Source organism: Ottowia thiooxydans (assembly GCF_040548795.1).
Classification (GTDB): Bacteria; Pseudomonadota; Gammaproteobacteria; order Burkholderiales; family Burkholderiaceae_C; genus Ottowia; species Ottowia thiooxydans_A.
In genome coordinates, this window is sequence record NZ_JBEPSH010000006.1 from 113287 (window position 1) to 138764 (window position 25478).

At 59.6% G+C, this 25478-nt stretch carries 23 protein-coding genes; 12 read left to right on the forward strand and 11 right to left on the reverse strand.

Annotation, left to right across the window (positions count from 1 at the left end):
* Positions 1-119 precede the first annotated feature (119 nt).
* The 5 genes from ABIE13_RS15345 to ABIE13_RS15365 all read left to right on the forward strand — a co-directional run bounded on the left by ABIE13_RS15345 (position 120) and on the right by ABIE13_RS15365 (position 6170).
* Positions 120-1556 carry an NAD-dependent succinate-semialdehyde dehydrogenase gene (locus ABIE13_RS15345; RefSeq protein ID WP_354444937.1) on the forward strand — a complete coding sequence of 479 codons (1437 nt, stop codon included), beginning with the start codon at positions 120-122 and terminating at the stop codon, positions 1554-1556.
* Between the two features lie 256 nt (positions 1557-1812).
* Entirely contained in the window at positions 1813-3156 is a 1344-nt protein-coding gene (gene argG, locus ABIE13_RS15350) for an argininosuccinate synthase (RefSeq protein WP_354444939.1), read from the forward strand.
* 360 nt (positions 3157-3516) lie between these two features.
* Positions 3517-4425 carry a 4,5-DOPA dioxygenase extradiol gene (gene ygiD / locus ABIE13_RS15355; RefSeq protein WP_436278424.1) on the forward strand — a complete coding sequence of 303 codons (909 nt, stop codon included), beginning with the start codon at positions 3517-3519 and terminating at the stop codon, positions 4423-4425.
* Positions 4426-4641: 216 nt separating this feature from the next.
* A complete protein-coding gene (locus ABIE13_RS15360) occupies positions 4642-5400 on the forward strand; it encodes a sulfite exporter TauE/SafE family protein (protein ID WP_354444941.1) in 759 nt (252 codons plus the stop codon).
* Between the two features lie 242 nt (positions 5401-5642).
* On the forward strand, positions 5643-6170 hold the full coding sequence (locus tag ABIE13_RS15365) for a DUF4124 domain-containing protein (protein WP_354444943.1): 528 nt from the start codon (positions 5643-5645) through the stop codon (positions 6168-6170).
* 145 nt (positions 6171-6315) lie between these two features.
* On the opposite strand, the gene alr is transcribed toward ABIE13_RS15365, so the two are convergent.
* Positions 6316-7410 carry an alanine racemase gene (gene alr, locus ABIE13_RS15370; RefSeq protein WP_354444945.1) on the reverse strand — a complete coding sequence of 365 codons (1095 nt, stop codon included), beginning with the start codon at positions 7408-7410 and terminating at the stop codon, positions 6316-6318.
* A gap of 267 nt (positions 7411-7677) precedes the next feature.
* On the opposite strand from alr, the gene lplT reads away from it, so the two are divergent.
* The 3 genes from lplT to ABIE13_RS15385 all read left to right on the forward strand — a co-directional run bounded on the left by lplT (position 7678) and on the right by ABIE13_RS15385 (position 10451).
* Positions 7678-8958: a lysophospholipid transporter LplT gene (gene lplT, locus ABIE13_RS15375; protein WP_354444947.1), complete on the forward strand. Its 1281-nt coding sequence runs from the start codon at positions 7678-7680 to the stop codon at positions 8956-8958.
* A gap of 31 nt (positions 8959-8989) precedes the next feature.
* Complete coding sequence (locus ABIE13_RS15380) at positions 8990-9871, forward strand: DMT family transporter (protein WP_354444948.1); 882 nt, start codon at positions 8990-8992, stop codon at positions 9869-9871.
* Positions 9872-9941: 70 nt separating this feature from the next.
* On the forward strand, positions 9942-10451 hold the full coding sequence (locus ABIE13_RS15385; RefSeq protein ID WP_354444950.1) for a glutathione peroxidase: 510 nt from the start codon (positions 9942-9944) through the stop codon (positions 10449-10451).
* Between the two features lie 58 nt (positions 10452-10509).
* Here the strand turns inward: ABIE13_RS15385 and glcF are convergent, their stop codons facing one another.
* Positions 10510-11751 (reverse strand): glycolate oxidase subunit GlcF, encoded by a 1242-nt coding sequence (gene glcF / locus ABIE13_RS15390; RefSeq protein ID WP_354444952.1) that lies wholly within the window; start codon positions 11749-11751, stop codon positions 10510-10512.
* Between the two features lie 74 nt (positions 11752-11825).
* Positions 11826-12893 (reverse strand): glycolate oxidase subunit GlcE, encoded by a 1068-nt coding sequence (gene glcE / locus ABIE13_RS15395; protein WP_354444954.1) that lies wholly within the window; start codon positions 12891-12893, stop codon positions 11826-11828.
* Positions 12894-13154: 261 nt separating this feature from the next.
* Between glcE and ABIE13_RS15400 the strand changes: the two genes are divergently transcribed.
* Positions 13155-14051 carry a dienelactone hydrolase family protein gene (locus ABIE13_RS15400; protein WP_354444956.1) on the forward strand — a complete coding sequence of 299 codons (897 nt, stop codon included), beginning with the start codon at positions 13155-13157 and terminating at the stop codon, positions 14049-14051.
* A gap of 17 nt (positions 14052-14068) precedes the next feature.
* Here the strand turns inward: ABIE13_RS15400 and ABIE13_RS15405 are convergent, their stop codons facing one another.
* The 6 genes from ABIE13_RS15405 to ABIE13_RS15430 form a co-directional block, all read right to left on the reverse strand.
* Positions 14069-14809, reverse strand: a complete 741-nt coding sequence (locus tag ABIE13_RS15405; protein WP_354444958.1) for a 5'-methylthioadenosine/adenosylhomocysteine nucleosidase — start codon at positions 14807-14809, stop codon at positions 14069-14071.
* 41 nt (positions 14810-14850) lie between these two features.
* Positions 14851-16542: a long-chain-fatty-acid--CoA ligase gene (locus ABIE13_RS15410; RefSeq protein ID WP_354444960.1), complete on the reverse strand. Its 1692-nt coding sequence runs from the start codon at positions 16540-16542 to the stop codon at positions 14851-14853.
* Between the two features lie 162 nt (positions 16543-16704).
* A complete protein-coding gene (locus ABIE13_RS15415) occupies positions 16705-18141 on the reverse strand; it encodes an NAD(P)(+) transhydrogenase (Re/Si-specific) subunit beta (protein WP_354444962.1) in 1437 nt (478 codons plus the stop codon).
* Positions 18142-18156: 15 nt separating this feature from the next.
* Positions 18157-18504 (reverse strand): NAD(P) transhydrogenase subunit alpha, encoded by a 348-nt coding sequence (locus ABIE13_RS15420; protein WP_354444964.1) that lies wholly within the window; start codon positions 18502-18504, stop codon positions 18157-18159.
* Positions 18505-18548: 44 nt separating this feature from the next.
* Positions 18549-19400, reverse strand: a complete 852-nt coding sequence (locus ABIE13_RS15425; protein ID WP_354444966.1) for a hypothetical protein — start codon at positions 19398-19400, stop codon at positions 18549-18551.
* Positions 19401-19426: 26 nt separating this feature from the next.
* Positions 19427-20569 carry a Re/Si-specific NAD(P)(+) transhydrogenase subunit alpha gene (locus ABIE13_RS15430; protein ID WP_354444968.1) on the reverse strand — a complete coding sequence of 381 codons (1143 nt, stop codon included), beginning with the start codon at positions 20567-20569 and terminating at the stop codon, positions 19427-19429.
* Between the two features lie 132 nt (positions 20570-20701).
* Here ABIE13_RS15430 and ABIE13_RS15435 point away from each other — a divergent pair, with 132 nt between their 5' ends.
* From ABIE13_RS15435 to mnmA, 3 genes are all read left to right on the forward strand, one after another.
* Complete coding sequence (locus ABIE13_RS15435; protein WP_354444970.1) at positions 20702-21184, forward strand: NUDIX hydrolase; 483 nt, start codon at positions 20702-20704, stop codon at positions 21182-21184.
* An 80-nt stretch (positions 21185-21264) separates the two neighbouring features.
* Positions 21265-22017, forward strand: coding sequence for a sulfite exporter TauE/SafE family protein (locus tag ABIE13_RS15440; RefSeq protein WP_354444972.1), 753 nt, complete (start codon positions 21265-21267; stop codon positions 22015-22017).
* 27 nt (positions 22018-22044) lie between these two features.
* Positions 22045-23232: a tRNA 2-thiouridine(34) synthase MnmA gene (gene mnmA, locus ABIE13_RS15445; RefSeq protein WP_354444973.1), complete on the forward strand. Its 1188-nt coding sequence runs from the start codon at positions 22045-22047 to the stop codon at positions 23230-23232.
* A 328-nt stretch (positions 23233-23560) separates the two neighbouring features.
* Here the strand turns inward: mnmA and ABIE13_RS15450 are convergent, their stop codons facing one another.
* Positions 23561-24277 (reverse strand): VIT1/CCC1 transporter family protein, encoded by a 717-nt coding sequence (locus ABIE13_RS15450; RefSeq protein WP_354444975.1) that lies wholly within the window; start codon positions 24275-24277, stop codon positions 23561-23563.
* Positions 24278-24317: 40 nt separating this feature from the next.
* A complete protein-coding gene (locus tag ABIE13_RS15455) occupies positions 24318-25340 on the reverse strand; it encodes an SLAC1 anion channel family protein (RefSeq protein WP_354444977.1) in 1023 nt (340 codons plus the stop codon).
* Between the last annotated feature and the right edge of the window lie 138 nt (positions 25341-25478).

Below are 25478 nucleotides of genomic sequence, written 5' to 3' on the forward strand. Positions count from 1 at the left end.
TTCTGTGTCTGAGGCACAGGCGACTTCCTGAACAAATCCTTGTGAACACCGGCAATGGCGCGCCACGCTGTCGCTGCCAACATCACCGCCCTATTTCTCCAACCATCCAAGCCATCTCAATGACCTATCCGAATACCCAGCTGTTCATCGACAACCAATGGTGCGACGCCGCCGCCGGAGAAACATTGGCCGTACTCAACCCTGCCACAGGTCAGGAAATCGGCCGCCTGGCACATGCACGCAAACCTGATCTGGACCGCGCCCTGGCCGCAGCAGAACGAGGCTTTGCTACCTGGCGCAATACCCCTGCGCACGAGCGCTCAGCCATCATGCGGCGTGCTGCAGGCCTGATGCGCGAGCGCGCAGAAGCCATCGCAGCGGTCATGACTCAAGAACAGGGCAAACCGCTGGTGGAAGCGAAGATCGAAGCCCTCGCGGCAGCGGACATCATCGAATGGTTCGCAGAAGAAGGCCGTCGCGTGTATGGCCGTATCGTGCCTCCACGCAATCTGGCGGCTGACCAACGCGTGCTGAAAGAGCCCGTAGGCCCGGTCGCGGCCTTCACTCCCTGGAACTTTCCTATCAACCAGGTGGTGCGCAAGGTATCTGCTGCACTGGCGACGGGTTGCTCCATCCTGGTGAAGGGCCCTGAGGAAACACCGGCCTCCCCCGCTGAACTCATTCGCGCCTTCAGTGACGCTGGCCTGCCTGCCGGTGTGCTCGGACTGGTCTACGGCGTACCGGCTGAAATTTCGGAATACCTGATTCCGCACCCCGTGATTCGCAAGATCACATTCACGGGCTCTACCCCGGTTGGCAAGCAACTGGCTGCCATGGCTGGCCTGCATATGAAGCGCGCGACCATGGAATTGGGCGGCCATGCGCCCGTCATCGTCTGCGACGACGCCGATCTCGAGCTGGCAGTGAAAGCCATTGGCGCAGCGAAGTTCCGTAACGCTGGCCAGGTCTGCATTTCTCCTACCCGTTACCTGGTCCACAACAAAGTCAAAGCTGACTTCGTGGACGCATTTGCCGCTCTGGCCAAGGGCCTCAAGGTCGGCAACGGGATGGAAAAAGGCATTCAGATGGGTCCTATGGCCAATGATCGCGGCCTGGCCACCATGGTGAGACTGACCGAAAACGCGGCAGCCAAGGGCGCCAAGGTGGTCACCGGAGGCGAGCGCATTGGGACCACAGGCAACTTTTTTGCCCCTACAGTGCTCACAGACGTTCCACTGGACGCCGACATCTTCAACCAGGAGCCCTTCGGCCCTATCGCTGCGGTCCGTGGGTTTGACGACCTGGCCGACGCCATCAAGGAAGCCAATCGTCTGCCATGGGGCTTGTCTGCTTATGCCTTCACGCGCTCGCTGAAGAACGCGCACCAGCTTTCGCACGGTGTGGAAGTGGGCATGTTGTGGGTGAATCAACCTGCAGCGCCTTCGGCTGAACTGCCGTTCGGCGGCGTCAAGGATTCCGGCTATGGGTCTGAAGGTGGGCCAGAAGCACTTGAGGCCTATTTGAATACCAAGACGGTGTCGATCATCTGCGGTTGATTGTTTGGAGTGGGGCGGCGCAGTCCTTGCCCGCCTCCTGTGTTGGCCTGCGCGCGCATCAGTGAACTATTTTCCGGACCCCACTTGCGCGAGGTCGGCTCTCCCGAACGTCGCTGGGTGCAACGAGTGCTGTGACTGCGACTTGCGCTGTACAGGAATGCGCACATCTCTTGCCTGCAATAGCTGCGAAGAGAATGCACCGACAATATCGGTTGTCCGCCTTTTCGGCGACCCCCCTTTTCATTGAATGTGAGCCATGTCTTCCACGATCTTGCAATCTCTTCCTGCCGGCCAGAAAGTCGGCATAGCCTTCTCGGGCGGCCTGGACACCAGTGCCGCGTTGTTGTGGATGCGCCAGAAAGGCGCTGTGCCTTACGCATACACCGCCAATCTGGGCCAACCAGATGAAGAAGACTACGACGCCATTCCCCGCAAGGCCATGGAATATGGCGCTGAGAATGCTCGTCTGGTGGATTGCCGGACTCAATTGGCCAATGAAGGAATCGCGGCTTTGCAATGTGGTGCCTTCCATATTCGCAGCGGTGGCGCGACCTACTTCAACACGACACCTCTCGGCCGCGCCGTGACTGGCACCATGCTGGTCAACGCGATGAAAGAAGATGATGTCAATATCTGGGGAGATGGAAGCACATTCAAGGGCAATGACATAGAGCGGTTCTATCGCTATGGTCTTTTGGCCAATCCGTCGCTGCAGATCTACAAACCCTGGCTGGACCAACGCTTTATTGATGAGTTGGGCGGACGCAAGGAAATGTCCGAATTCATGCAGAAGGCCGGTTTTGGCTACAAGATGTCGACAGAAAAGGCGTATTCGACAGATTCAAACATGTTGGGCGCTACGCACGAAGCCAAGGATCTGGAAGAGCTGTCCAGCGGTATCCGCATCGTGAACCCCATCATGGGCGTGGCGTTCTGGAAACCAGAGGTGGACGTCAAGGCCGAGGAGGTTCGCGTTCGCTTTGAAGAGGGTATTCCAGTGGCGCTCAACGGTCGGGACTTCGCTGACCCGGTTGAGATGTTCCTGGAAGCCAACCGCATTGGCGGCCGCCATGGCTTAGGGATGTGCGACCAGATTGAGAACCGCATCATTGAAGCCAAGAGCCGTGGCATCTATGAAGCCCCTGGCATGGCGCTGTTGCACATCGCTTATGAGCGACTGGTATCTGGTATTCACAACGAAGACACCATTGAGCAATACCGCATGAACGGCCTCAAGCTGGGCCGCCTGCTCTACCAGGGGCGCTGGTTCGACCCGCAAGCCATCATGCTGCGCGAGACCGCCCAGCGGTGGGTTGCCCGTGCGATCACCGGTGAAGTCACCCTGGAGCTGCGCCGCGGCAATGATTACAGCCTGCTCAATACGGAATCGTCCAACCTCACCTACGCTCCTGAGCGACTGTCCATGGAAAAGGTGGCCAATGCCCCCTTCACTCCACAAGACCGTATTGGCCAGTTGACCATGCGCAATCTCGACATCATCGACACACGGGGCAAACTGGCCGTTTACGCGAAAGCTGGCCTGTTGCAACTCGGAGAAGGCTCGATGTTGCCCCAACTGGAACACGACAAGTCAAAGTAAGGGTAAAGACTACTCACTCGGTCTGGTTTTGAACCAAAAAGGTGCCTTGCACCAATTTTGTTCGGGGAAAGTCCCAATACGGAGAATGGCAGTGCGCGGTTACAGTCACTGCATTCGGGCATCACAGTCAGCACAGTGATGCCGAAGGGCCGAGGAGACTAGCCAGACCAACAAGAACATCAAATCAAAAGAATGCCATGCAATGGCTCACAAAGGACGCCCTATCCGGCGTCCTTTTTTTTGTCCGCTGCGCCGCCTCTCCCTTAAAATTAAGGGTAAACCCCCGAATCAACGGAACTTCGTTCTCAGTATCCAGCTCAGTCCTGGCTATTGACTCGGCACCCACTCGACCCCCTTCTTATGCAGCGTAGAACGTCGTTAACAGCCCTCATGGGATGGGCCGGCTTGTCCCTGGCTCCGTTTGGGTCCCTCGCAGCCACGGTGCTGCAGTCGCTGAAACCGTCCACGCGCATGCCGGTGCTGTTTGTAGGCCATGGAAGCCCCATGAATGCCATCGAGGACAACCACTGGCGACGGAGCTGGCAGAGCTTGGGAGCCGAATTGCTCAGGCGATCCGAGCGCCCCCAAATGATCCTGTGCATATCTGCCCACTGGCTCACCCGCGGCAGTTGGCAGCTGACAGGCATGGCGCAACCGCGCACCATTCATGATTTCGGTGGATTTCCCCAGGCCTTGTTCGACCAGCAGTATTCCGCACCGGGTGCTCCTGAGGTTGCCAAGGCGTTGGCCAGAGAACTGCGTGCGCCTGGCAATGGTCGGGCTTTAGACGTAGATGAGCATGAATGGGGGCTGGATCACGGCACTTGGTCGGCGTTAAAGCCCATGTTTCCGCTCGCGGACATCCCGGTGGTTCAACTCAGCATGGACTACGACCGCTCGCCTCAAGATCACTACCTCTTGGGCCAGCAACTGCAAAAGCTGCGCGATCGCGGGGTGCTCATTGTGGGCAGCGGCAACATTGTTCACAACCTACGGGTGACTCGCCGCGGTGCGGCCCAGAACGAAACCTATGACTGGGCGGCTGAATTCGACACGCTGGTCCAAGACCAGATCAAGAAAGGCCAGTTAGATGCACTGGCGCATTTTCAGAAGTTGGGGCAGGTGGCTCGGATGTCTCATCCTACGCATGAACATTACCTTCCACTTCTGTACGCAGCGGGGGCGGCCCGCGCCACCGAAATGCCTCGATTTTTCAACACAGGATTCCAATCTGCATCTATTTCCATGCGATCTGTGTTGTGGGGTTAAAAGTCTAGTGGTTAGCTAGCATCGTCTTTGTTTAGCCGGTATCTCGCGCTGACTTGCAGGAACCCGCTACGCGGGCTTGCGATCGCTGGCGCCACGAAATTCCCACAAACCGCTATGATCGGCCCGCATCTTGCCTCGAAATGGCACAGCGTGCCTGTTGGATGCAGTATGAGCGCCTCAGGCTGAAGATTCGCCTCAACTATTCATTGTGCTCTCATGGAACTGCTGATCGTAACCCTGGCTTCTCTTTTGGCCGGGTTGGTGGACTCGATCGTGGGAGGCGGCGGATTGATTCTGGTGCCGGCGCTTTTCGCTACGTTTCCAAACGCTGCACCCGCCACACTCTTTGGCACCAACAAGAGTGCATCGGTTTGGGGCACCAGTATGGCTACCCTCCAATACAGCCGCCGCGTTCAGCTGCGCTGGCCAGTGCTTTTGCCAGCAGCGGGAGCCGCGTTGATTGGCGCGTTTCTGGGTGCATGGCATGTCACTCTGATCAACCCGGACTTCCTCCGCCAGTTGCTCCCGGTGATCCTTCTGGCCGTGCTGCTCTACACACTGGCCAAGAAGGACTTGGGCCACACCCATGCCCCGCGTCATACCCAGGGGCGTGAAACTGCCATTGCCTGCGGCATTGGTGCCGTGATCGGTTGGTACGACGGATTCTTTGGCCCCGGCACCGGCAGTTTCTTCATCTTTCTGTTTGTGCGGTTTCTGGGCTACGACTTTCTCAACGCCTCGGCGTCAGCCAAGCTGCTCAACGTCGCCACCAATATCTCCGCTATCGCACTTTTCGCGTCAAAAGGGCACATTTGGTGGCATATTGGGCTCATGATGGCAGCAGCTAACGTGGTGGGCAGTTTGATTGGCACTCGTTTGGCGCTGAAGCATGGAGCCGGGTTTGTGCGGGGGGTGTTTATTTTTGTGGTGAGTGCGCTGATTCTGAAGACCAGTTACGACGCGTTCCTCAAGTAGCTCAGTGATACGCTGGGACAGATTTTTAAAGGTCTGATGCACTGTCGTTTCACTCGTTTTTCCTTCGCATCAGGATGGATACGGCTGGCCTGCGATACGTGACGGAGCAGCACTGTTCAAGCACTGCACTGAGGGTTGAAGCGGCTAGCCGATAATTCGAAAGTACTATCTGAATGTGTCGTCACACCAAATGGCCGTGCAAGGTCTATAACGCATTCATCGACGCGCATGAAAGGACATGCATGAAAACACTCACCCTCATAGCTGCATCTTTGTTTGCAGCACCCGCGTTCTCTCAAGTCTATAAGTGCCCCAATGCCAACGGGCGCGTTGTTATTCAACAGGCACCGTGCGCAGGAGGTGACAAGCTGGATGTTCGCCCAGCGAGTGGGCAAGCGCCTGCTATGTCGAGCGACGTCCCGGCAAGCATGGGCAAGCCCGCGTCAGAGGCAGACCGTATCAACGCTCGCACGGACGCGAGCCAGCGCGAACGCTGGAAAATCGAACTTGAAAATCGTGCGGTTCCTGATGCCGACATGGCGATTGCAAACGGCAGACGGGAATGTCAAGCTCAAGCCAAGGAGCTGGAGTCTCGTGGCGGCTCTGCCAACAACAACCTTGCAGGCGCCACCTATCTGCAGTCGGTCGCCCTTCAGATGCAGGCATTAGCTACACGATGCGATACTCAGGAACGCACTCTGAGAGATAACTACGATCGCCTGCTGCGCGAATGTAAGCAGTTGAGCGGCTGTGCTGGGTTCGCACCTTAGTTGATAACCCTGTAAGCCGACCTATCAGGTGCCGTTCTCTACCCTGTTCTAGTGCGTTGTTTCATGCACTTTTCGAGCGCGCGCGCTGACAGTGGGGTGGTGAGTCCGCTTGGGACCACGTCTGCGGTCGGCCTTCTAAAGCTTGTCAAAGCACTGTGGTGGGCACCCGCACCGCAAGCGCACACATCAATTCATAGCCTATGGTCCCGGCGGCATGGGCGACCTCGTCTATGGGCAGCAGCGCCCCTTTAGGACCTTGCCCCCACAGGGTGACTTCACTGCCGCAGCGGGCCTTGGGCACGGGCGTGAGGTCTACCGCCAGCATATCCATGCTCACGCGGCCCAGGGTGCGGGTGCGCACACCATCCACCAACACTGGCGTGCCAGTGCCGGCGTGGCGGGGATAGCCGTCCGCGTAGCCGCAGGCCACCACGCCTACGCGGACGGGAACATCCGCAGTGAACGTGGAGCCATAGCCTACGGTGGCGCCCACCGCAAGCTCATTGATCCCAATGATTTTGGATGACAGCGTCATGGTGGGCAGCAAACCCCAATGCGCTGCGTCATGCTGCGGAAAATCGGGCGAGCCGCCGTAGGCGGCCACGCCTGGGCGCACCCAATCGCCTCGGATATCCGGCTGCGAGCCATAGCGCAAGGTGGCCGCACTGTTGCACACGCTGCGCTCGCCCGGAAGCCCCTCGGTGGCACGCTGAAATCTAGCCCAGGGTTTGGTGATGCCGTCGTCGAGATCTGCGTCGCTGAAATGCGTCATATGGGAGATTTCATCCACCTGCGGAAGAGCACCCAGACGTGCATAGGCAGCGCGATAACGTTCGGGCGTGAAACCCAGCCGGTTCATGCCAGAGTTGAGCTTGAGGAAAACACTCTGTGGCGAGTGAGTCTTGTGCATCGCCAGCCAATCGATCTGATCGTCGTGGTGGACCACGTGAGAAAGTTGCAGCCGTGAACAGATTTCCAGATCACGTGGCTCGAACACCCCTTCCAACAGCAGGATAGGGCCACGCCAGCCCAGATCGCGCACACGCTGAGCCTCGTTCAGGTCCAGCATTGCAAAGCCGTCGGCACCGCGCAGACCCTCGAATGCGCGGTCTATGCCGTGGCCGTAGGCATTGGCTTTCACAATCGCCCACAGCCGTGCGCCAGGCGCCGCTGCACGCAAGCGCTCAATATTGTGTCGGAGAGCGGCGGTATGTATGGTGGCCTGTATGGGACGTGGCATGGTGAATAAGACTTGCTGGACTCAGGCAATTGGTTGGGTACCCTATTTTGGCATTCGGAATGCCTGGGACGGTTTGACCGGCCAGCGAGTTGCGACTGCACCTAACCCTTTGACTCCGCACATGCGGGAGGCCACCAGTGGCTGCTGGCCTCCCGTGGGCAAATCCCGGGGTAACAATGATCGCTGACGTGCTATAACCCCCCATTCGTTTAGAGCACACAACTTCATGCCTTTTGCCCGGCTGACCGGCCGCACCGCTGTGACCCCATGAAACGCGGCTTCTACGTCATCATGGCCGCGCAGTTCTTCAGCTCGCTGGCAGATAACGCCATTTTCATTGCTGCCATCGCGCTGCTGAGGGCCGATGGTGCGCAGGATTGGCAGACTGCGGCGTTGGTGCCGATCTTCGCGTTTTTTTATGTGGTGCTTGCGCCCCTGGTCGGCGCATTCGCAGATTCACAGCCCAAGGGGCGCGTGATGTTCTTCAGCAACGCCGTGAAGGCAGTGGGCTGCGCGATGATGCTTTTTGGCTCTCATCCCTTGTTGTCCTATGCCGTGGTGGGCCTTGGCGCCGCAGCGTACTCCCCCGCCAAATACGGCATCCTGACCGAATTGCTGCCTCCTTCTCAGTTGGTCAAGGCCAACGGGTGGATAGAGGGGCTCACCATCGCCTCCATCATTCTCGGCGTATTGCTGGGCGGTCAGCTGGTCAGCCCCTACGTGGCGAACCACCTGCTCAGCTTTGATTTCCCGTTTGTGGACACCGGTGTAGAAACGCCCGCAGAAGCAGCCATCGCCGCCATCATGGTGCTGTATGTTCTGGCCGCCATGATCAATATGCGCATTCCCCACACGGGTGTGGTCATGCGTCCTCTGCCACGCAACCTGTTCAGCCTGCTGCCCGACTTCTGGCGCTGCAACGCCCGCCTTTGGAATGACCGCCTGGGGCAGATTTCTCTGGCCACCACCACGCTTTTCTGGGGCGTCAGCGGCAACCTTCGCTATCTCGTACTGGCCTGGGCCGCTGCCGCCTTGGGCTATGGCGTGCCCCAGGCCTCCAAGCTGGTAGGGGTGGTGGCCATCGGTACAGCGGTAGGGGCCATCTGGGCATCCATGCGCGTCCGGCTCGATCGCGCCACTACCGTGATGCCCTTGGGCGTGCTCATGGGCGCGCTGGTCATACTGCTGATCTTCATTGACGAACTCTGGATGGCTGTGCCGTTCCTGATTCTCCTGGGTGGTCTGGGGGGGTTTTTGGTTGTGCCAATGAATGCACTGCTTCAGCATCGCGGTCACAACCTGATGGGCGCAGGCCGTTCCATTGCCGTTCAGAACTTCAATGAACAGGCCTGCATTCTGGGGTTGGGCTTCATCTACAGCATGAGCACCAAAGCAGGTGCCTCTGCCTATGTGTCTGTCTTCTGGTTTGGCCTGTTGGTCACTCTCACCATGGTGGCCATACAGGGTTGGTATCTTTATAACCTGCGGCATCACCCCATCGAAATCAAGCGTTTGCTGGCCATTGCCCGAAGCGATCACAAGCACTGAAGCTTCCAAAGCGTGTTTACGATCTAAGAACGTGTCGACACCCTCCGTTCTGCCAGTGCTGGCGTTGCTGTTCAACGCCCTGGTCTGGGGGCTGTCCTGGATTGCCTTCAAAGAGCTTCAAACGCATGGCGTGCATCCGCTCTGGAGCACCGTGCTCGTGTACGGAACCGCGCTGGTTTCCTTGCTGCTCTGGCGGCCACAAGGCTTTCGAGCACTGACGCGCCACCCTTATCTGATTGGGCTATCCGTCGCGGCAGGACTGACCAATCTGGGCTTTAACTGGAGCGTGACCATTGGCGATGTGATGCGCGTGGTTTTGCTCTTCTACCTGATGCCAGTCTGGTCGCTCTTGCTGGCTTGGTGGTTGCTTGACGAGCGGCCCTCCCGTGCAGGCCTGGTGCGCCTGGCGCTTGCCCTCTGCGGTGTGCTGCTGGTACTGAAAAATCCTGATTCCGATTGGCCGTTGCCCGAAAGCCTGGCAGACGCGCTGGCCTTGATGGCTGGGTTCACGTTCGCACTGACCAATGCCCTGCTCAGGCGCTGGAGAAGCGCGCCCAGCGATGCGCGTGCAGTCGCCATGTTTGGCGGCGGTTTCCTCATTGCCGGAACCATTGCAAGCATAGGCTTTGGCAACGGAACCCTGGCCTTCTTGCCAGCCCTTTCCAGTAGCTGGGTCCTGTGGGCGCTGCTGTTAACCGCAGCTTTCCTGGCCGGCAACCTGGCGCTTCAGTACGGCGCGGCCCGCCTGCCGGCTCAAACGACGTCCCTCATCATGCTCTCGGAGGTCGTCTTTGCAAGCGTGACGGCGGTCATGTTGGGAGCCTCTCAATTGAACGCCCGTACCGTCGCAGGTGGCGCCATGATTGTGGGCGCCGCCCTGCTCGCTGCGCGTCTGCCGGAGCGCGGTGAATGAAGCCAAGCGCAGGCAAGATCTCGACGATTGCACTATGCTGAAGTCTGCTTAGCCCTCCGGGACCGCGAACATGACAGCCGACGCTCATACCCAACCCCAACAATTTGGCCAATTTACCGTCACCACACTGGAGGGCCAGCAACTCCCGCTTTCGAACCTGGCAGGCAAGGTGGTGCTGATCGTCAACACGGCGAGCGCCTGCGGCTTTACGCCCCAGTTCGCCGGCCTGCAAGAGCTGCATGCCAAATATGCGTCTCAAGGTCTGGCGGTGCTCGGTTTTCCCTGCAACCAGTTCGGCAGCCAGGACCCCGGCAGCAATGCCGAAATCGGCGCCTTCTGCCAGAAAAACTATGGCGTCGATTTCCCGATGATGTCCAAGATCGAGGTCAATGGCGCCAGCGCTGATCCCTTGTTCAAGTGGCTCAAAGCCGAAGCCCCAGGCTTGCTGGGGAGCGAAGCCATCAAATGGAATTTCACCAAGTTCCTGGTGGGCCGCGATGGCCGGGTCATCCGGCGCTATGCGCCCCTGGACAAGCCAGAATCGATTTCAAAAGATATCGAAGAAGCCTTGAACACCTGAATTTTTGGGCCAACCGCCAGCCAGCGTTACGCTGGTTACCTTGAGCGGCGCTGCGAACTTACTTGTGTGAGATGCTTTCGTCGAGCAATTCAACCCAATGCCGAACCGGCACTTCCGTGCCTGATTGCAGGTGTGTGATGCAGCCAATGTTGGCTGAGACGATTGCGCTCGGCTGATCGGCCACCCGCTCTCCCAGCAGATTACCAAGTTTGCGATCGCGCAGCCGGGTGGCGAGTTCTGGTTGCAAAACCGAATAAGTTCCGGCCGATCCGCAGCACAGGTGCGATTCGACCGAGGCCAGGCGCACATCAAAACCCAGTGCCCGCATATGCTGCTCCACACCGCCGCGCAATTGCTGTCCGTGCTGCAAGGTACACGGAGGGTGGAACACCACGGTACCTGGCTTGGCGCCAAGCTTGCCCTGCAGCGCTTGGGCAATGTCGGGTAAAAGCTCGCTCAAATCGCGAGTCAGCGCACTCACACGGTCTGCTTTGGCCGAGTAGTGAGCATCGTCCTTGAGGGCGTGGGCGTAGTCCTTGACTGCCGCGCCGCAACCAGACGCATTCATGACGATGGTGTCCACCTCGCCCGACTCAATGTAGGGCCACCAGGCATCTATGTTTTGCCGCATCTGGCTCAAGGCGCCTGATTGATCGTTGAGGTGAAAACGCACGGCACCACAGCAACCCTGGCCTCTGGGGCGTATGGTCTGGATACCCGCAGCATCCAGCACGCGAGCCGTCGCGCGATTGATATTGGGCGCCATGGAGGGCTGTACGCAGCCTTCCAGCATCAATACCTTGCGCGCGTGCTTGCGCTTGGGCCATGCGCCGGCCTTTTGCGGCGCGGGCACCTTGGCACGCAAGCCTGGCGGCAAAATGCCCCGCACAGACTGTCCCAGGCGCATCGCAGGGCCAAACAGGGGGGAGGAAAGACCAACGCGCAGCATGGCGCGCATGCGTCGTTCCTCCGGTGGCCGGGGCACCTTTTCTTCAACCACCTTGCGGCCAATATCGAGGAGATGAGCGTATTGGACCCCGCTGGGGCAGGTGGTCTCGCAATTACGGCAGGTCAGGCAGCGGTCCAGGTGAAGCTGCGTCTCGCGCGTGGGGGTCTCACCCTCAAGCACTTGCTTGATCAGGTAGATACGCCCCCGCGGCCCATCGAGCTCGTCACCCAGCAACTGGTAAGTGGGACACGTGGCTGTACAGAAACCGCAATGCACGCACTTGCGCAAGATGGCCTCGGCTTCAAGCCCGTCGGGGGTGTTCTGAAATTCTGGCGCGAGATGGGTTTGCATTTGCCTAGAAGCTGTCGTTGGACGTGCCAGAGCAGGTCATCATGGGTGGGGCCATCGCTTGATGGTTCCAGAAATCAATAATCTGGAAACATTCGGCCGGCGTTGAAAATTCCGGCTGGGTCGAACTCATGTTTGAGCGCCCGACTGATGCGTGCCAAGGGGCCTGCTTGCGGGGTAAAAACAGGAGCTCTTCCATCCCCGCCTCGGAAAAGCGTGGCATGCCCACCAACGCGTGCTGCCGATTCTCGCACTCTGTTGACTTCGTGCGGAGGCAGCTTGACCCAGCGCTGCGCCCCATGCCATTCCATGACCGTAGGGCCCAGGTTCAACGGGGTGGCGGTATCCGGAACGCTGACCCGCCAAAGTGCTTCCCCATGGTCAAGTCGAAAAAAAGCCAGTCCGTGGTCGCGCAGCAAAGCCCATTGTCGGGACACATCTCTTTCAAAGACCTGCCCGCCCATCGTCTTGCGAGCGGCATCCACCGCAGCCCGAGCTCCGCGCAAGCGCACCATCAACCGGCCATCAATCCAGCAACTGGCATTCAGGGGCAGCGGCTGGCCGCCCCATCGATTGAGCTGCTGGCGTGCGCTGGTCTCGCTCAATTCAAAAACCAGGGTGCTTTCAGCGGGGGCGCTCGACAGCACTTTCAAACTGACCTGAACGATGACGCCGAGCGTGCCCATTGAGCCCGCCATCAGCCTGCTGACGTCATAGCCTGCCACGTTCTTCATGACCTGGCCACCAAAGGTGAGCAATTCGCCCTTGCCATTGACCATTTGAACGCCCAGCACATAGTCACGCAGGCTGCCCACACTGGCCCGTGCCGGCCCAGACAAGCCAGCCGCCACCATGCCGCCCACCGTGCCAGAGACGCCGAACTGCGGAGGGTCGAAGGGAAGGCATTGCCCTTTTTCAGCCAGAACCGCTTCCAGGTCTTTCACGCGCGTACCGGCTCGCACAGTCACGACCAGCTCGCTTGGCTCATAGCTGACAATGCCGGACAAGGGGCGCGTATCGAGTAATTCGCCGTGCAAAACCTGACCGTAGAAGTCCTTGGTCCCTGCACCTCTGATACGCAGATGGCGAGAGCGTTCGGCGGCTTTCTTTACCTTGCCGATCAACAAATCCAATTCTGCATCCATCCTTCGATCATAAGGCTGCGTCGCCTTGGTGAAGTGCGAAGGTGCAATGTTTGGCGCCCGTTTGCAACTAATTCACTTTTAGCGGTGAAGGCAGGGGCACGTTCACATGCGTTCTTGCGTTCAGTGCAGGCTTGATGGCAGTAACATTCCGATCAGGTAGGACCTGCCAAAAAAAGCGCTTGCAGCGCTTGGCTGCTGGCACCACCACCAGCAACAGCATTAGTGGCAACGCTAGTGCCACACTCAAGTGAGGACTCTGAGATGAACATCGCTTTGGCAAAACGACTTGTGTGGTGCCTGGTTGGCTGCTTTATGAGCGCGCACTCGATCACCTGGGCTGCTGAGCAGAGAATGGAGCCGGAGGTCGTCAAGCTTGCGCTTCAAATCAATGGCGATCCGGTAGAAGTCACCGCGCACTTGTACAAACCGCAGGGCGACGGGCCTTTTCCTCTGGTCATCTTCTCGCATGGACGTGCTAGCAGCCCAGCGGATCGAGCCCGTTTGAGCCAACCTATTCTGGGCGGACATGCCAATTACTGGCTGAAGCAAGGCGTCGCTGTGGTCGCTCCGGTGCGCCCCGGATACGGAGATACAGGAGGCATCGATCGCGAAAACTCATTTGCTCGCTGGAGCGGTACCACTTGCAACAGCAATCCGGACTTCACCGAGATCTCCGGGCAGTCCCGCGAAACCATCAGGGCCACGCATGAGTGGGCGCAGCATCAGCCTTGGGTGCGCAAGGATAGGATCCTGCTCGAAGGACAGTCTGCAGGCGGTCTGGCGACCGTGGCCGCAGGGGCGCTCAATCTGCCGGGTGTCGTGGGTTTGGTCAATTTTGCAGGCGGTTCAGGCGGCAATCCTGAGCGATCACCCGGCCAAAGCTGCAGACCAGACAACTTGACAAAAACCTATGGCGCGTTGGGTGCGCAGGTCAAAGTGCCTAGTCTTTGGTTGTATGCAGAAAATGACCTGTACTGGGGGGCAGAGGCTCCCAGGCAATGGCATGCGGCCTTCCTGGCAGGCGGTAGCGATAGCCTGCTCGTTCAGACGCCGCCATTGGCAGGGCACGATGGCCATCGCCTGCTGGCCCGGGGCGGCCGCATGTGGAGCGGACCGCTGAATGCGTTTGTACAGAAGATTGGCTTGACTTCCAGGTAGGTCCCAGGAAGAGTGATTCAGCTCAATGGACTGAAATACGCTTCGAGTATCGCAGCGCTGTAACGGCTGGCCACTTTCTCGATAAAGCGCGTGAAATCAACGTGGGCAGCGTCGTCGGCACGATCCGAAATGGTACGGAGTGCGGCAAAAGGTACGCCGTAGTCATGACACACCTGCGCGACTGCAGCGCCTTCCATTTCAACTGCCAGCGCATCGGGCAACGCTCTGCAGAGGGCAGCGCTTTCCACACGCGTAGACACGAAACGGTCACCGCTGACAATCAAGCCTTCATGCACCAACGGGGTCTGCAAGGAAAATTCAAGCGCGGCGTTTTCATCTAGCAACTCGCCCGCAGGATCGGCCAGCGCCTTGCGCGCAGCATCGATCAGTTCGCGCGCCAAAGCCGCATCTGTCGGGAACCGGCTAAGTCCGGTCAGCGGCACTTCATAGCGCGGGAAAAGCGGTGAAGCATCCATGTCATGCTGCAGCAGCTCATGGGCCACCACGACATCACCCACACGAACGCCGTCTGCCAGCCCGCCTGCAGCGCCGGTGAAGATGATTCTATCCACGCCGAAGCGCTCAATCAGCGCCGTGGCCGTCGTGGCGGCCGCCACCTTGCCTATGCCGGAGAGCACCACCACCAGTTCGTGGCCATGCCAATGCCCTAGCCAATACTCGCGCCCGCCCACGGTTTGACGGCGCTCGTCCGGCATGCGGTCCAGCACTGCTGCCAGTTCGGGACGCAAGGCGGCCATCAAGCCCAGGCATGGCATGTCTGGAAAAGCGCGTGCCTGGATCAGTCGACCTTGGCAGCACTCTGCGCGCGCAGCTCTCTGCGCAAGACCTTGCCCACGTTGGTTTTGGGCAGCTCCGTGCGGAACTCGATCACGCGCGGCCGTTTATAGCCCGTGAAGTTGTCATGGCAGAACTGGCGCACGGCGTCTTCGGTGAGGGCAGGATCCTTTTTGACCACCACCAGCTTGACCGCTTCACCGGTCTTGTCGTCAGGTACCCCGACTGCCGCCACTTCCATGACGCCGGGCATGGAAGCCACGACTTCCTCAATCTCGTTGGGGTAGACGTTGAAACCGCTGACCAGAATCATGTCTTTCTTGCGGTCCACAATCTTGGTGTAACCGCGCTCGTCCATGACGCCGATGTCGCCGGATTTGAAATAACCGTCCGCAGTCATGACCTTGGCGGTCTCGTCAGGGCGCTGCCAATAGCCCGCCATGACCTGCGGGCCCTTGATGGCAATTTCGCCCGGCTGACCCAGCGGCACTTCCTGCCCGTCGTCATCAATGATCTTGACCCAGGTGCTGGGAATAGGTACTCCGATGGTGCCACTGAACTCGCGTGAGGTCACGGGGTTGCAGGTGGCCGATGGGCTGGTCTCTGACAGGCCGTAGCCTTCACAGACCGGGCAACCCGTTTTTTCCAGCCAGAGTCGGGCCACGGCGCCTTGCACGGCGGTACCGCCACCCAGAGACACCTTGAGGTTCTTCCAATTGACGGTATTGAAATCCGGATGGTTGGCCAGGCCGTTGAACAAGGTGTTGACCGCCGGGAAGGTGTGGAAGGTGTGCTTGGACAGCTCCTTGAGTGTCCCCGGCAGATCGCGCGGATTGGGAATCAGGATCATCTTCGCGCCGCTTCGCATACCCAGCATCATGTTCACAGTGAACGCGAAGATGTGATAGAGCGGCAAGGCGCAAACACTGGTGTTTTGCTCGCTGGCCGGAATGCCCTTGATCGCTGGGCTGTTCCAGGCTTCGGACTGCAGGACGTTGGCGATGAGGTTGCGATGCAGCAGCATGGCGCCCTTGGCCACCCCTGTCGTGCCGCCGGTGTATTGCAGCACCGCCAGGTCGTCCGCTCCAATGGGGGGCGCCGTAAATGCAGAGCCCTTTCCCTTGCTTACCGCGTCATTGAAATGCACGGCCGCCGGCAGGCTGAACTCAGGGACCAGCTTCTTGACCTTGCGCACCACCGTATTGACCAACAAGCCCTTGAGCCAACTGAGTTGGTCCCCCATGGACGTGAGGACCACATGCTTGATTGGCGTCGACGCAATGCACTTTTGCAAAGTGGCCGCGAAGTTCTCAATGATGAAGATCGCCTTGGCACCTGAATCCTTGAGCTGGTGCTCCAATTCACGCGCGGTATACAGCGGGTTAACGTTGACCACGACCATACCTGCACGCAAGATGGCCGCAACCGCCGCAGGGTACTGTGGCACGTTGGGCATCATGATGGCGACGCGATCACCCTTGGTGAGCCCCAGGCTTTGAAGGTAGCCGGCCAATGCCAGGCTTTTTTCACCCACCTCTGCATAGCTCACATCACGGCCCATGAAGCTGCACAAGGTGCGGTCCGCGTACTTGCCAAAACTCTCTTCCAAAAGCGCGACCAGCGATGTGTACTGCGCCCCGTCGATATCGGCTGGAACACCCTCAGGATAACTACTCAGCCAGATTCGTTCAGTCATGCGGAAAAATCTCCAGATTGAAATACGTTAAACAACCGGTCATTGTCCAGGGGGCATTCTCAGAGTGGAAGTGGGCTTTCCCTAAGTCAACCTCATCACCGCACACAATGAAAATCGGCGACTTGAACGTCGCCGATTGCCTTTTCGAACGCTCGAATAAGCCTACTCTATAGCTTTCGCAATGTCCTCGACAACTTTCTTGGCATCACCGAAGACCATCATGGTCTTGTCCATGTAGAAGAGTTCATTGTCCAGACCCGCATAGCCCGCCGCCATGGAGCGCTTGTTAACGATCACAGAGCGGGCCTTGTAGGCATCCAGAATAGGCATGCCATAGATAGGCGTGCCCTTTTGCAAGGCAGCGGGGTTCACGACGTCATTGGCGCCCAGCACGATGGCCACATCGGCCTGGCCAAATTCACCGTTGATATCTTCCATCTCGAAAACCTGGTCGTAGGGCACTTCGGCCTCGGCCAGCAACACGTTCATGTGGCCTGGCATGCGCCCTGCCACAGGATGGATGGCGTATTTGACGTTAATGCCTTTTTCCGTCAATTTCTCTGCCAGTTCCTTGACCGCATGCTGCGCTCGCGCCACTGCCAGGCCGTAGCCGGGAACGATGATCACGCTGTCTGCATTGCTGAGCATGAAGGCCACGTCGTCGGCACTGCCACTCTTGACAGGACGCTGCTCCTGCGTGCCCCCGGTAGCAGCAGCAGCATCACCGCCGAAGCCCCCCAGAATGACATTGAAGAACGACCGGTTCATGGCTTTGCACATGATGTAGCTCAGGATCGCGCCTGAAGCCCCCACCAGCGAACCGGCAATGATCAGCATGCTGTTGTTGAGCGAGAAACCAATGCCTGCTGCTGCCCAGCCTGAGTAGCTGTTCAGCATGGACACCACCACGGGCATATCAGCGCCGCCAATGGGGATGATGAGCGTGACGCCGATGATCAGGCCCAGCAGACAGACCAGAACGAAATCGATCCAGCTCTGGGAGTGCCAGAAACCGAAGATAAAGAAGACCGCGGCCAAACCCAGAGCCAGGTTCAGCCAGTGCTGCCCGGGGAACACCACGGGTGTGCCCTGGAAAAGGCGAAATTTCGATTTACCCGAGAGTTTGCCCCACGCGATGACAGAACCGCTGAAGGTCACGGCTCCGATAAACGCACCCAGGGCCAACTCGATCCGGTTACCCCCAGGAATGGCTCCACCCACGCCGTTGACAGGATGTTCGGCAATGCCGAAGGCCCAGGGTTCGGTCACAGTGGCACCTGCGATCAACACAGCGGCCAGGCCAATCATGCTGTGAAAGAAAGCGACCAATTCCGGCATCTTGGTCATTTCAACGGTCTTGGCACGCCAGGCGCCGTAGCCGCCACCGACCAACAGACCGACCAAAACCCAGATCAATCCGAGCCCGGAACCAGCCAGCTTGACGATGAGTGCCGCCGTGGTCAATCCCGCAATGGTCATGCCGACCATGCCAAACAAGTTCCCGCGGATGGACGTTGTAGGATGACTCAGGCCTTTGAGTGCCTGGATAAAACAAACGCTGGCAATCAGATACAGCAGCGTGACAAGGTTCATGCTCATGGATCGCTGCTCCTCTTATTTACCCGCCACCGTCTCGGCAGGGGCGGCTTCGCCCTTGCCCTGGGCAGGCTTTCGTTCTTTTTTCTTGAACATCTCCAGCATGCGTCTTGTCACCAAAAACCCACCAAAGATGTTCACCGCTGCGAGAGCGACCGCCGTCACCCCCATGACCTTGCCCAGGGCGCCTTCTGTCAAGGCAGCCGCCAGCATGGCACCGACGATCACAATGGCGGAAATAGCATTGGTCACCGCCATCAAGGGCGTGTGCAAGGCGGGCGTGACGGTCCAGACCACGTGATAGCCCACGTAGATGGCCAGCACAAAAATGATCAGGTTGATGACGGTGGGGGACACGATGTCCATGCGAAGTCTCCTCGGGTGTTCTTGTTAAGAGCGGTGAATCTGCGTCACTCGCGGTCGCGCCGCGGTGTCTGCACCTGAGTTGCGGGCTGCGGAACCTGCGTCGCGCGGGTGGGTGCAGGAGCCGCCACCGGTGCCATGGGCAGCGTGGTCGTGGACTGAAAGGCCGGCGGCGCAAGCCGTGCAGCATAAGGGAAAGGCGGTACCACCAGGGCGGTGCCACCCGCCGCGGCCCGTGTAGCGTCCGCAAGGGCTTGCGCCCACAGCGTGCCCGGTTGGCCGGCAGCCAGGAAATCAGCGTTGTTGCGTGTCACCGGTTCAATCAAAAAAGGATTGAACAGGGCGTGGACCTCCAACAGACGGCCGCCGACAACGACCCTGTGCCCGACCCAGGCACGGGGCCGGCTGTCCAGGTTTCGGTCATCCAGCCACTGCCAGAGCACCGAATGTTGCGCGCGAAGCCAGCCTTCCAGGTCAGCATCGCGGCGCAGCCTCAGGCAATCCGAAGGTCCGCGGCCACCCAGGTGCATGCTGTCAGGCTGAGGGCAGGCCGGCGCAGCGCTGGCAGGTGCAGATTGCGCCACCACCACGGCCAACCAGGTGCCATCCCCTCGTTGCAGGCCCACCGCGCGCGTGGCCGCATTCGCGCTGGAGACGGGTACGGCGCCCTCGCCGCCCAGCCAGGGCGAAGGTTCAGCCCCCAGGTCGTACCAGGTGCCCACGCTGGTGGACGGCACAGAAATCAGCGGTGTTTCTCTGGCCAGAGCCGAAGCGGCCGCCATCGCCGCGGGCGAGTTCTCACCTCCCGCAGGCGCAGCGCAGCCAGCTACCAGTGCCAACATCAAAGTGCCAGCCATCACGCCAATGCGCGAGTTGCGCAAACTTGCCATGGAATTCATCTTGAGCCTCACTACTTCAGCTTTCTTCAGGCGCGCGTTACGGCACCGGCATGAGCCATCAGGCAAGCGGCCACGATATCGTCTTCCCGATCGAGCGTGAAGCCACCGTCTTTGGGCAGCACCAGCTTCAGGAAGTCAAGCACGTTTCGCGCATACAAGGCAGATGCATCAGCGGCGACGAGCGCCGCCAGGTTGGTCTCACCGACTAGAGTCACGCCGTGCTTGACGACGGTCTTGTCGGTTTCGGTCAGGGGACAGTTGCCCCCCACGCTACCGTCAGGGTTGGGAGCACCCTTTCCTGCGGCCATATCAACAATCACCGAACCCGGCTTCATACTGGCCACCATTTCCCCGGTGATCAGGACAGGGGCTGCGCGACCGGGAATCAAGGCGGTGGAGATCACAATGTCGGCTTGCGCGACACGTTTGGCGACTTCAGCTTTCTGGCGATCAAGCCAGCTTTGCGGCATGGGGCGTGCGTAGCCCCCCACGCCTTCCGCAGCTTCTTTTTCTTCGGCTGTTTCGTAGGGGACATCAATGAATTTGCCCCCCAGGGATTCAACCTGTTCCTTCACGCTGGGGCGCACGTCACTTGCCTCGATCACCGCACCCAGCCGCTTGGCCGTGGCAATGGCCTGCAGCCCTGCAACGCCCACGCCCAGAATGACCACCCGTGCGGCCTTGACCGTACCAGCTGCTGTCATCAGCATGGGGAAAAACTTCTGGTAACGATCAGCTGCGACGATAACAGCCTTGTAACCAGCAATGTTGGCCTGGCTGGACAGCACGTCCATGCTTTGCGCACGGGTGGTACGCGGTGCGGCCTCCAGGGCAAAAGCGGTCAGGTTGGCGCCAGCCAATCGTTGAAGCCCTTCGGCATCGAACGGGTTGAGCATGCCAATCAGCACAGCACCGGGTTTTGTCTGCGCCAATTCGGCAGGCGATGGCGAGCGCACCTTCAGCACCATGTCAGCACCCAGGGCACTGGCGGCGTCGGTGATCTCCGCTCCGGCCGCCTGGTAGGCTGCATCAGTCACGGAAGCCTTCAGCCCAGCGCCCGACTGCACGCGGACAGTGTGGCCTTGGGCAATGAGTTTTTTGGCCGTCTCCGGGGTGACGGCAACACGGGTCTCGCCGGCCGCCGTTTCGGTGGGCACGCCAATCAGCATCGAAATTCTCCTCGTACGTTGGGCTCGGGCAAGTACCTACATGGGTCTCGCCACCCGGATCAAACCGAGCTTAACAAACCTCTTGCGCCGCATTGTGCTTCATTTCGGGGCGCCCGCAGGATAATCCCCATCATGAATACCCGATGGAAGCCCAGTGTCACTGTTGCGGCAGTGATAGAGCGTGATGGAAATTACCTGCTCGTGGAAGAACATACCGCTGACGGCCTGCGCCTGAATACCCCCGCCGGCCACCTTGAGCCTGGTGAATCTCCCCTGGAGGGGGCCGTTCGGGAAACGCTCGAAGAATCGGGTCATGTCTTTACGCCGACCGCGCTGCTGGGCATCTACATGGCTGCGAGCAATGACACTCAGGGCCAGCCCACCAGTTGGATGCGAATCGCCTTTTGCGGTCACGCCGTGGAGTCCGTACCCCCGCAAGCACTGGACGAGGGCATCGTCCGCGCCATCTGGATGTCACCCGCAGAAATTGAAGCCAGCCAGGCCCGCCATCGAAGCCAACTGGTATGGCGATGTGTTCAGGATCATATGGCGGGCCAACGCTTTGACCTGTCGGCCGTGGTGATGGATGTGAGCGCGCTCAAACCTCCGAAGTAGGACGGCGGTGGAGCATTGAATTCAAAGCCTGCCCATACGCCTGACTCCAAAGCCTGATTTGCACCCCTGATGGATCCCTCATGGACCCCCTAGCTTCCTTCTTGCTGCTCTCCACCGCCGCATTTGGCGCTGGTGTGCTCAACGCCATTGCCGGCGGCGGCACCTTTCTGACCTTCCCGGCCCTGGTCTGGACAGGGGTGCCCCCGATTGCGGCGAACGCTACCAGCGCGCTGGCGGTGAGCCCAGGCTACCTGGGCAGCACGCTCGGTTTCCGGGCTGAACTGGCAGCATTGCCCCGAGCCCTGGTCGTGCGCGAGCTGGTGCTGAGCGCGATTGGCGGGGTCGCGGGAGCCTTGCTTCTGCTGGTCACGCCCGCCAAGGTTTTTGCCGGAGTGGTGCCCTGGCTTCTGTTGTTTGCGACGGTGTTGTTCGCGTTCGGCCCCGCTCTTTCCCGTTGGGCTGGCGGCGAGAACGGCATCCTGGCAGGGTGGCGCAAACCGGCTCTGCTGGTGGTAGCCATCTATGGCGGCTACTTCAATGGCGGCCTGGGCATCCTGCTGATGGCTTTGTATTTGCTGTGTGGCGAGCAGCGCATGCACACCGTGAACGCGCTCAAGAATTTGAATTCATTCGTGCTTTCAATCGTTTCCGTGATTGCATTCGCCCTGGGGGGAGCCATCGTATGGAAGCAAGCCCTCTTGATGGCGGTGTTCGCCACCCTCGGCGGTTTGGCGGGCGCGCGCCTAGCCCGAAGCCTCCCACCCCGCGTGGTGCGCGCCATTGTGATCACGACCGGACTGGTGATGAGCGTATTGTTCTTCATCCGCACGTAGATTTGGCTCCGGCCAGATAATCAGGACATGTCCAAACATCGCATCGTCGTCGGCCTATCGGGCGGCGTAGATTCCGCCGTTACCGCCTACCTGCTTAAAAAAGCGGGGCATGAGGTCGTCGGCATATTCATGAAAAACTGGGAAGATGACGACGACAGTGAATACTGCTCTTCCAACGTCGACTTTGTAGATGCTGCGGCGGTGGCCGATGTGATCGGCATCGAAATTGAGCACGTCAACTTCGCCAGCGAGTACAAAGATCGCGTATTTGCAGAATTCCTGCGCGAATACCAGGCGGGCCGGACACCCAATCCAGATGTGCTGTGCAACGCCGAGATCAAATTCAAGGCCTTCCTGGACCACGCCATGCGGCTGGGAGCGGAAAAAATTGCCACGGGCCACTATGCCCGCGTGCGTTACAACGACGCACGCGCCAGGCACGAGTTGCTCAAGGGCCTGGACCCCAGCAAGGACCAGAGTTACTTCCTGCACCGCTTGAACCAGGCTCAACTGGCCAAAACCATGTTTCCGGTCGGTGAACTGCACAAGACGGAAGTGCGGCAAATTGCCACGGAGATCGGCCTGCCCAACGCCAAGAAGAAAGATTCCACGGGCATCTGCTTCATCGGTGAACGGCCGTTCCGGGAGTTCCTCAATCGCTACCTGCAAAGCAAGCCAGGCCCAATCAAGGATGAACGGGAACGCACCATCGGCCAGCACGTGGGCCTTTCCTTCTACACCCTTGGCCAACGTCAAGGCCTGGGCATAGGAGGGATCAAGGAAAAGGGCGAGGCCCGAGGCGGTGGTGAGCACGCGCCCTGGTTTGTGGCGCGCAAGGACATGGCGCGGAACACTCTTTATGCCGTTCAGGGGCATGATCATCCGTGGCTGCTCTCCCACGAACTGGTCTTTGAAGATGTGTCCTGGACAGCCGATGAAGCCCCTGAACCAGGCCTTCTGGCCGCCAAAACGCGTTACCGCCAGCAGGACGCAGCCTGCACACTTTCAATGGGCGATTCGCCAGGCGCGTTTCGGCTGAGTTTTGCCGAACCGCAATGGGCGGTCACACCGGGCCAGAGCGCGGTCCTGTACGACGGCGACGTGTGCCTGGGGGGTGGTGTGATTGCATCTACGCCCGAACTATTGAAGGAACGCAACGTACCCGAGAAACCGGCTCGTCGGCGGCCTGCTCTTCTGGGCAGCGGTGTCCGCTAGGGCGTGTTAACACTAAATTCACCCCCGCGCCGGATTTTCCCGGCTCATAGTGCAAGACGCGCCGCGCAGCCAAGGTGCGATCCTTGGCAAGAGGCGCAACGCAGCAATATGGGGCGGCCGGCATAGGCCCGGGAAAACCGGCCCGAAGGGTGAGGCACTGGCAAACCGCACTCTGCGTTGCAAACCTCGCCGGGTGTCCAACCCGACTGCGGTTTGCGCCTTGATTGCGGCTCGCCAGTGCCTCACGCGGGGGTGAATTTAGTGTTAACACGCCCTAGGCCAGAAGCTTTCCTATCGTGGTGAACCCGGGCTACTGACCAGAGCACGTTCACATACCCACACTGGCACCAAACAGGCGGCCAATGAGCGCAGAAGCCCCCATGGCCAGTGCCCCCCAGAAGAGCACGCGAGTCGCGCCAGGCTTCAAGGGAGCGCCGCCCAGCTTGGCACCCAGTGCACCCAGCAAGCCCAATACCAGCAAGGTGGAGATGACCAGCGCCGCTTCCAGGCCCGGCCCGCTGCAGAGCAAGACCACCAAAATAGGGCAAAGCGCGCCTGCAGCGAACGCGCCCGCAGATGCCAACGCCGCTTGCAATGGGCGAGCCGCATTGTTTTCATGGATACCCAACTCATCTTGCAGATGGGCATTCAAGGCGTTGTGTGCCGTCAGTTCGTTGGCCACCTGCGTGGCCAGTTCCTCAGAAAGACCTCGGCGCTGGTATATGCCAACGAGTTCGAGCAACTCGACGTCGGGCTCCTTATCCAATTCGATTTTCTCCTTGTCTCGGTCCGCCTTTTCAGAATCGGCTTGCGAGCTGACGGAGACGTATTCGCCTGCAGCCATGGAGAACGCACCTGCCGTCAACCCCGCCGCTGCTGTCAGCAGCAGAGTGTTCGTGCTCGCCCCCGTCGCGACCATACCCACCAGCAATCCACTGGTGGAAATCAGCCCGTCATTGGCGCCCAGAACCGCCGCGCGCAACCAACCGCTCTTGTGGACATAGTGAATGTCTGGATGGGCTTCGGGGGTGGTGTGACGCGGCATGAGAAAAATGAGTAGTCAGCAAAGCGGCCCTATGGAGACCCTATGACCGAGGTCCCGCGGGAAAGTCATTGCTCGCCACCGCCATGACGGCCACGGGCTCTGGCTGGAGCAGGCTGCCTCCACGCCAGCCCTTCCAGGTCGCCGTTGTCATGGCCAGGGTCACCAGAGTCGCGAAGGCCAGGAAAATGATGGCTGGCGCTTCCATCGCGGGATGCTGAACGGCCAGGCGGAGCGTCAGCGAGGCCAGCGCCGCCAAAGGAAACCCAAGCGCCCAGAAGCTCATCGAGAAGGGCTGTGCCAGCATCCGGCGCACCAGCTGCAGGCTCCAGAGCAGGAAGAACAGCGCTGCGCCCCAACACATCCATGCCAAGACGATAGGCCCTCCCATTTGCAGCACGGCCGAGCCCACGACCGATGGAGGCGCCACACATATGAAGGTAATGGGCAACAAGCGCTCAGCCCACAACCCCTGGGCGGCTATCCGAGCAAAGATCAGTGCCAGCACCACGGGCCAGAGTAGCAAACCCACACCGAACTGCGCCGCAGCCCAGGGGCCCGCGTCCAGGCTGCTTCCTGCCAGTGGCGCCAGCACATTGCCCACAACGGGAATCAGCAGCGCTGGTGTCAAGGTGGCCCAGTTAAGTCCCTCCATCTTCCCTGCATTTAGCCAGCGCGTCAGCACCCACAGTGTGGCGCCGAACTGCGTCAAGGAGCCCGCCCACCACAAGACCGCCAGCCACACACTCGTGCCAAACAAAGACACGCCGCAAGTAGCCAGCAGAATCATGGACACCGGAATTGTGGCCACAAACGCGTGGCGCACGGGGTGCTTCAAATCCGCCGCCAGTGCTTCTGGGTAGCGCTGCCAACGCTGCCACGAGACCACCATCAGCACCACGAAGATCAGCACAGCCGCCGCTGCCAACAACATAGCGCCAGCGCCTGCCACTTCGCCCATCAAGGGGGTAGCCCGCCCCCAGGCCAGGGACAAGCCCGCCAGTCCCATGACGAGCGCAAACCAATTGAGGCCTATGTGTTTGAGAGCGTCTGGAGCTTGGGCCATACGTTCATGATGCCACGGATCGAATGCTGCACTTTTAATAGCAAAAAATGCCTGTATGCATATGTTTTATAAGAACTTTCATCTCTACCGCTGAGAAATTGAATAAGCAAACAAAAAAACAGTAGTTCCAAGAATAAG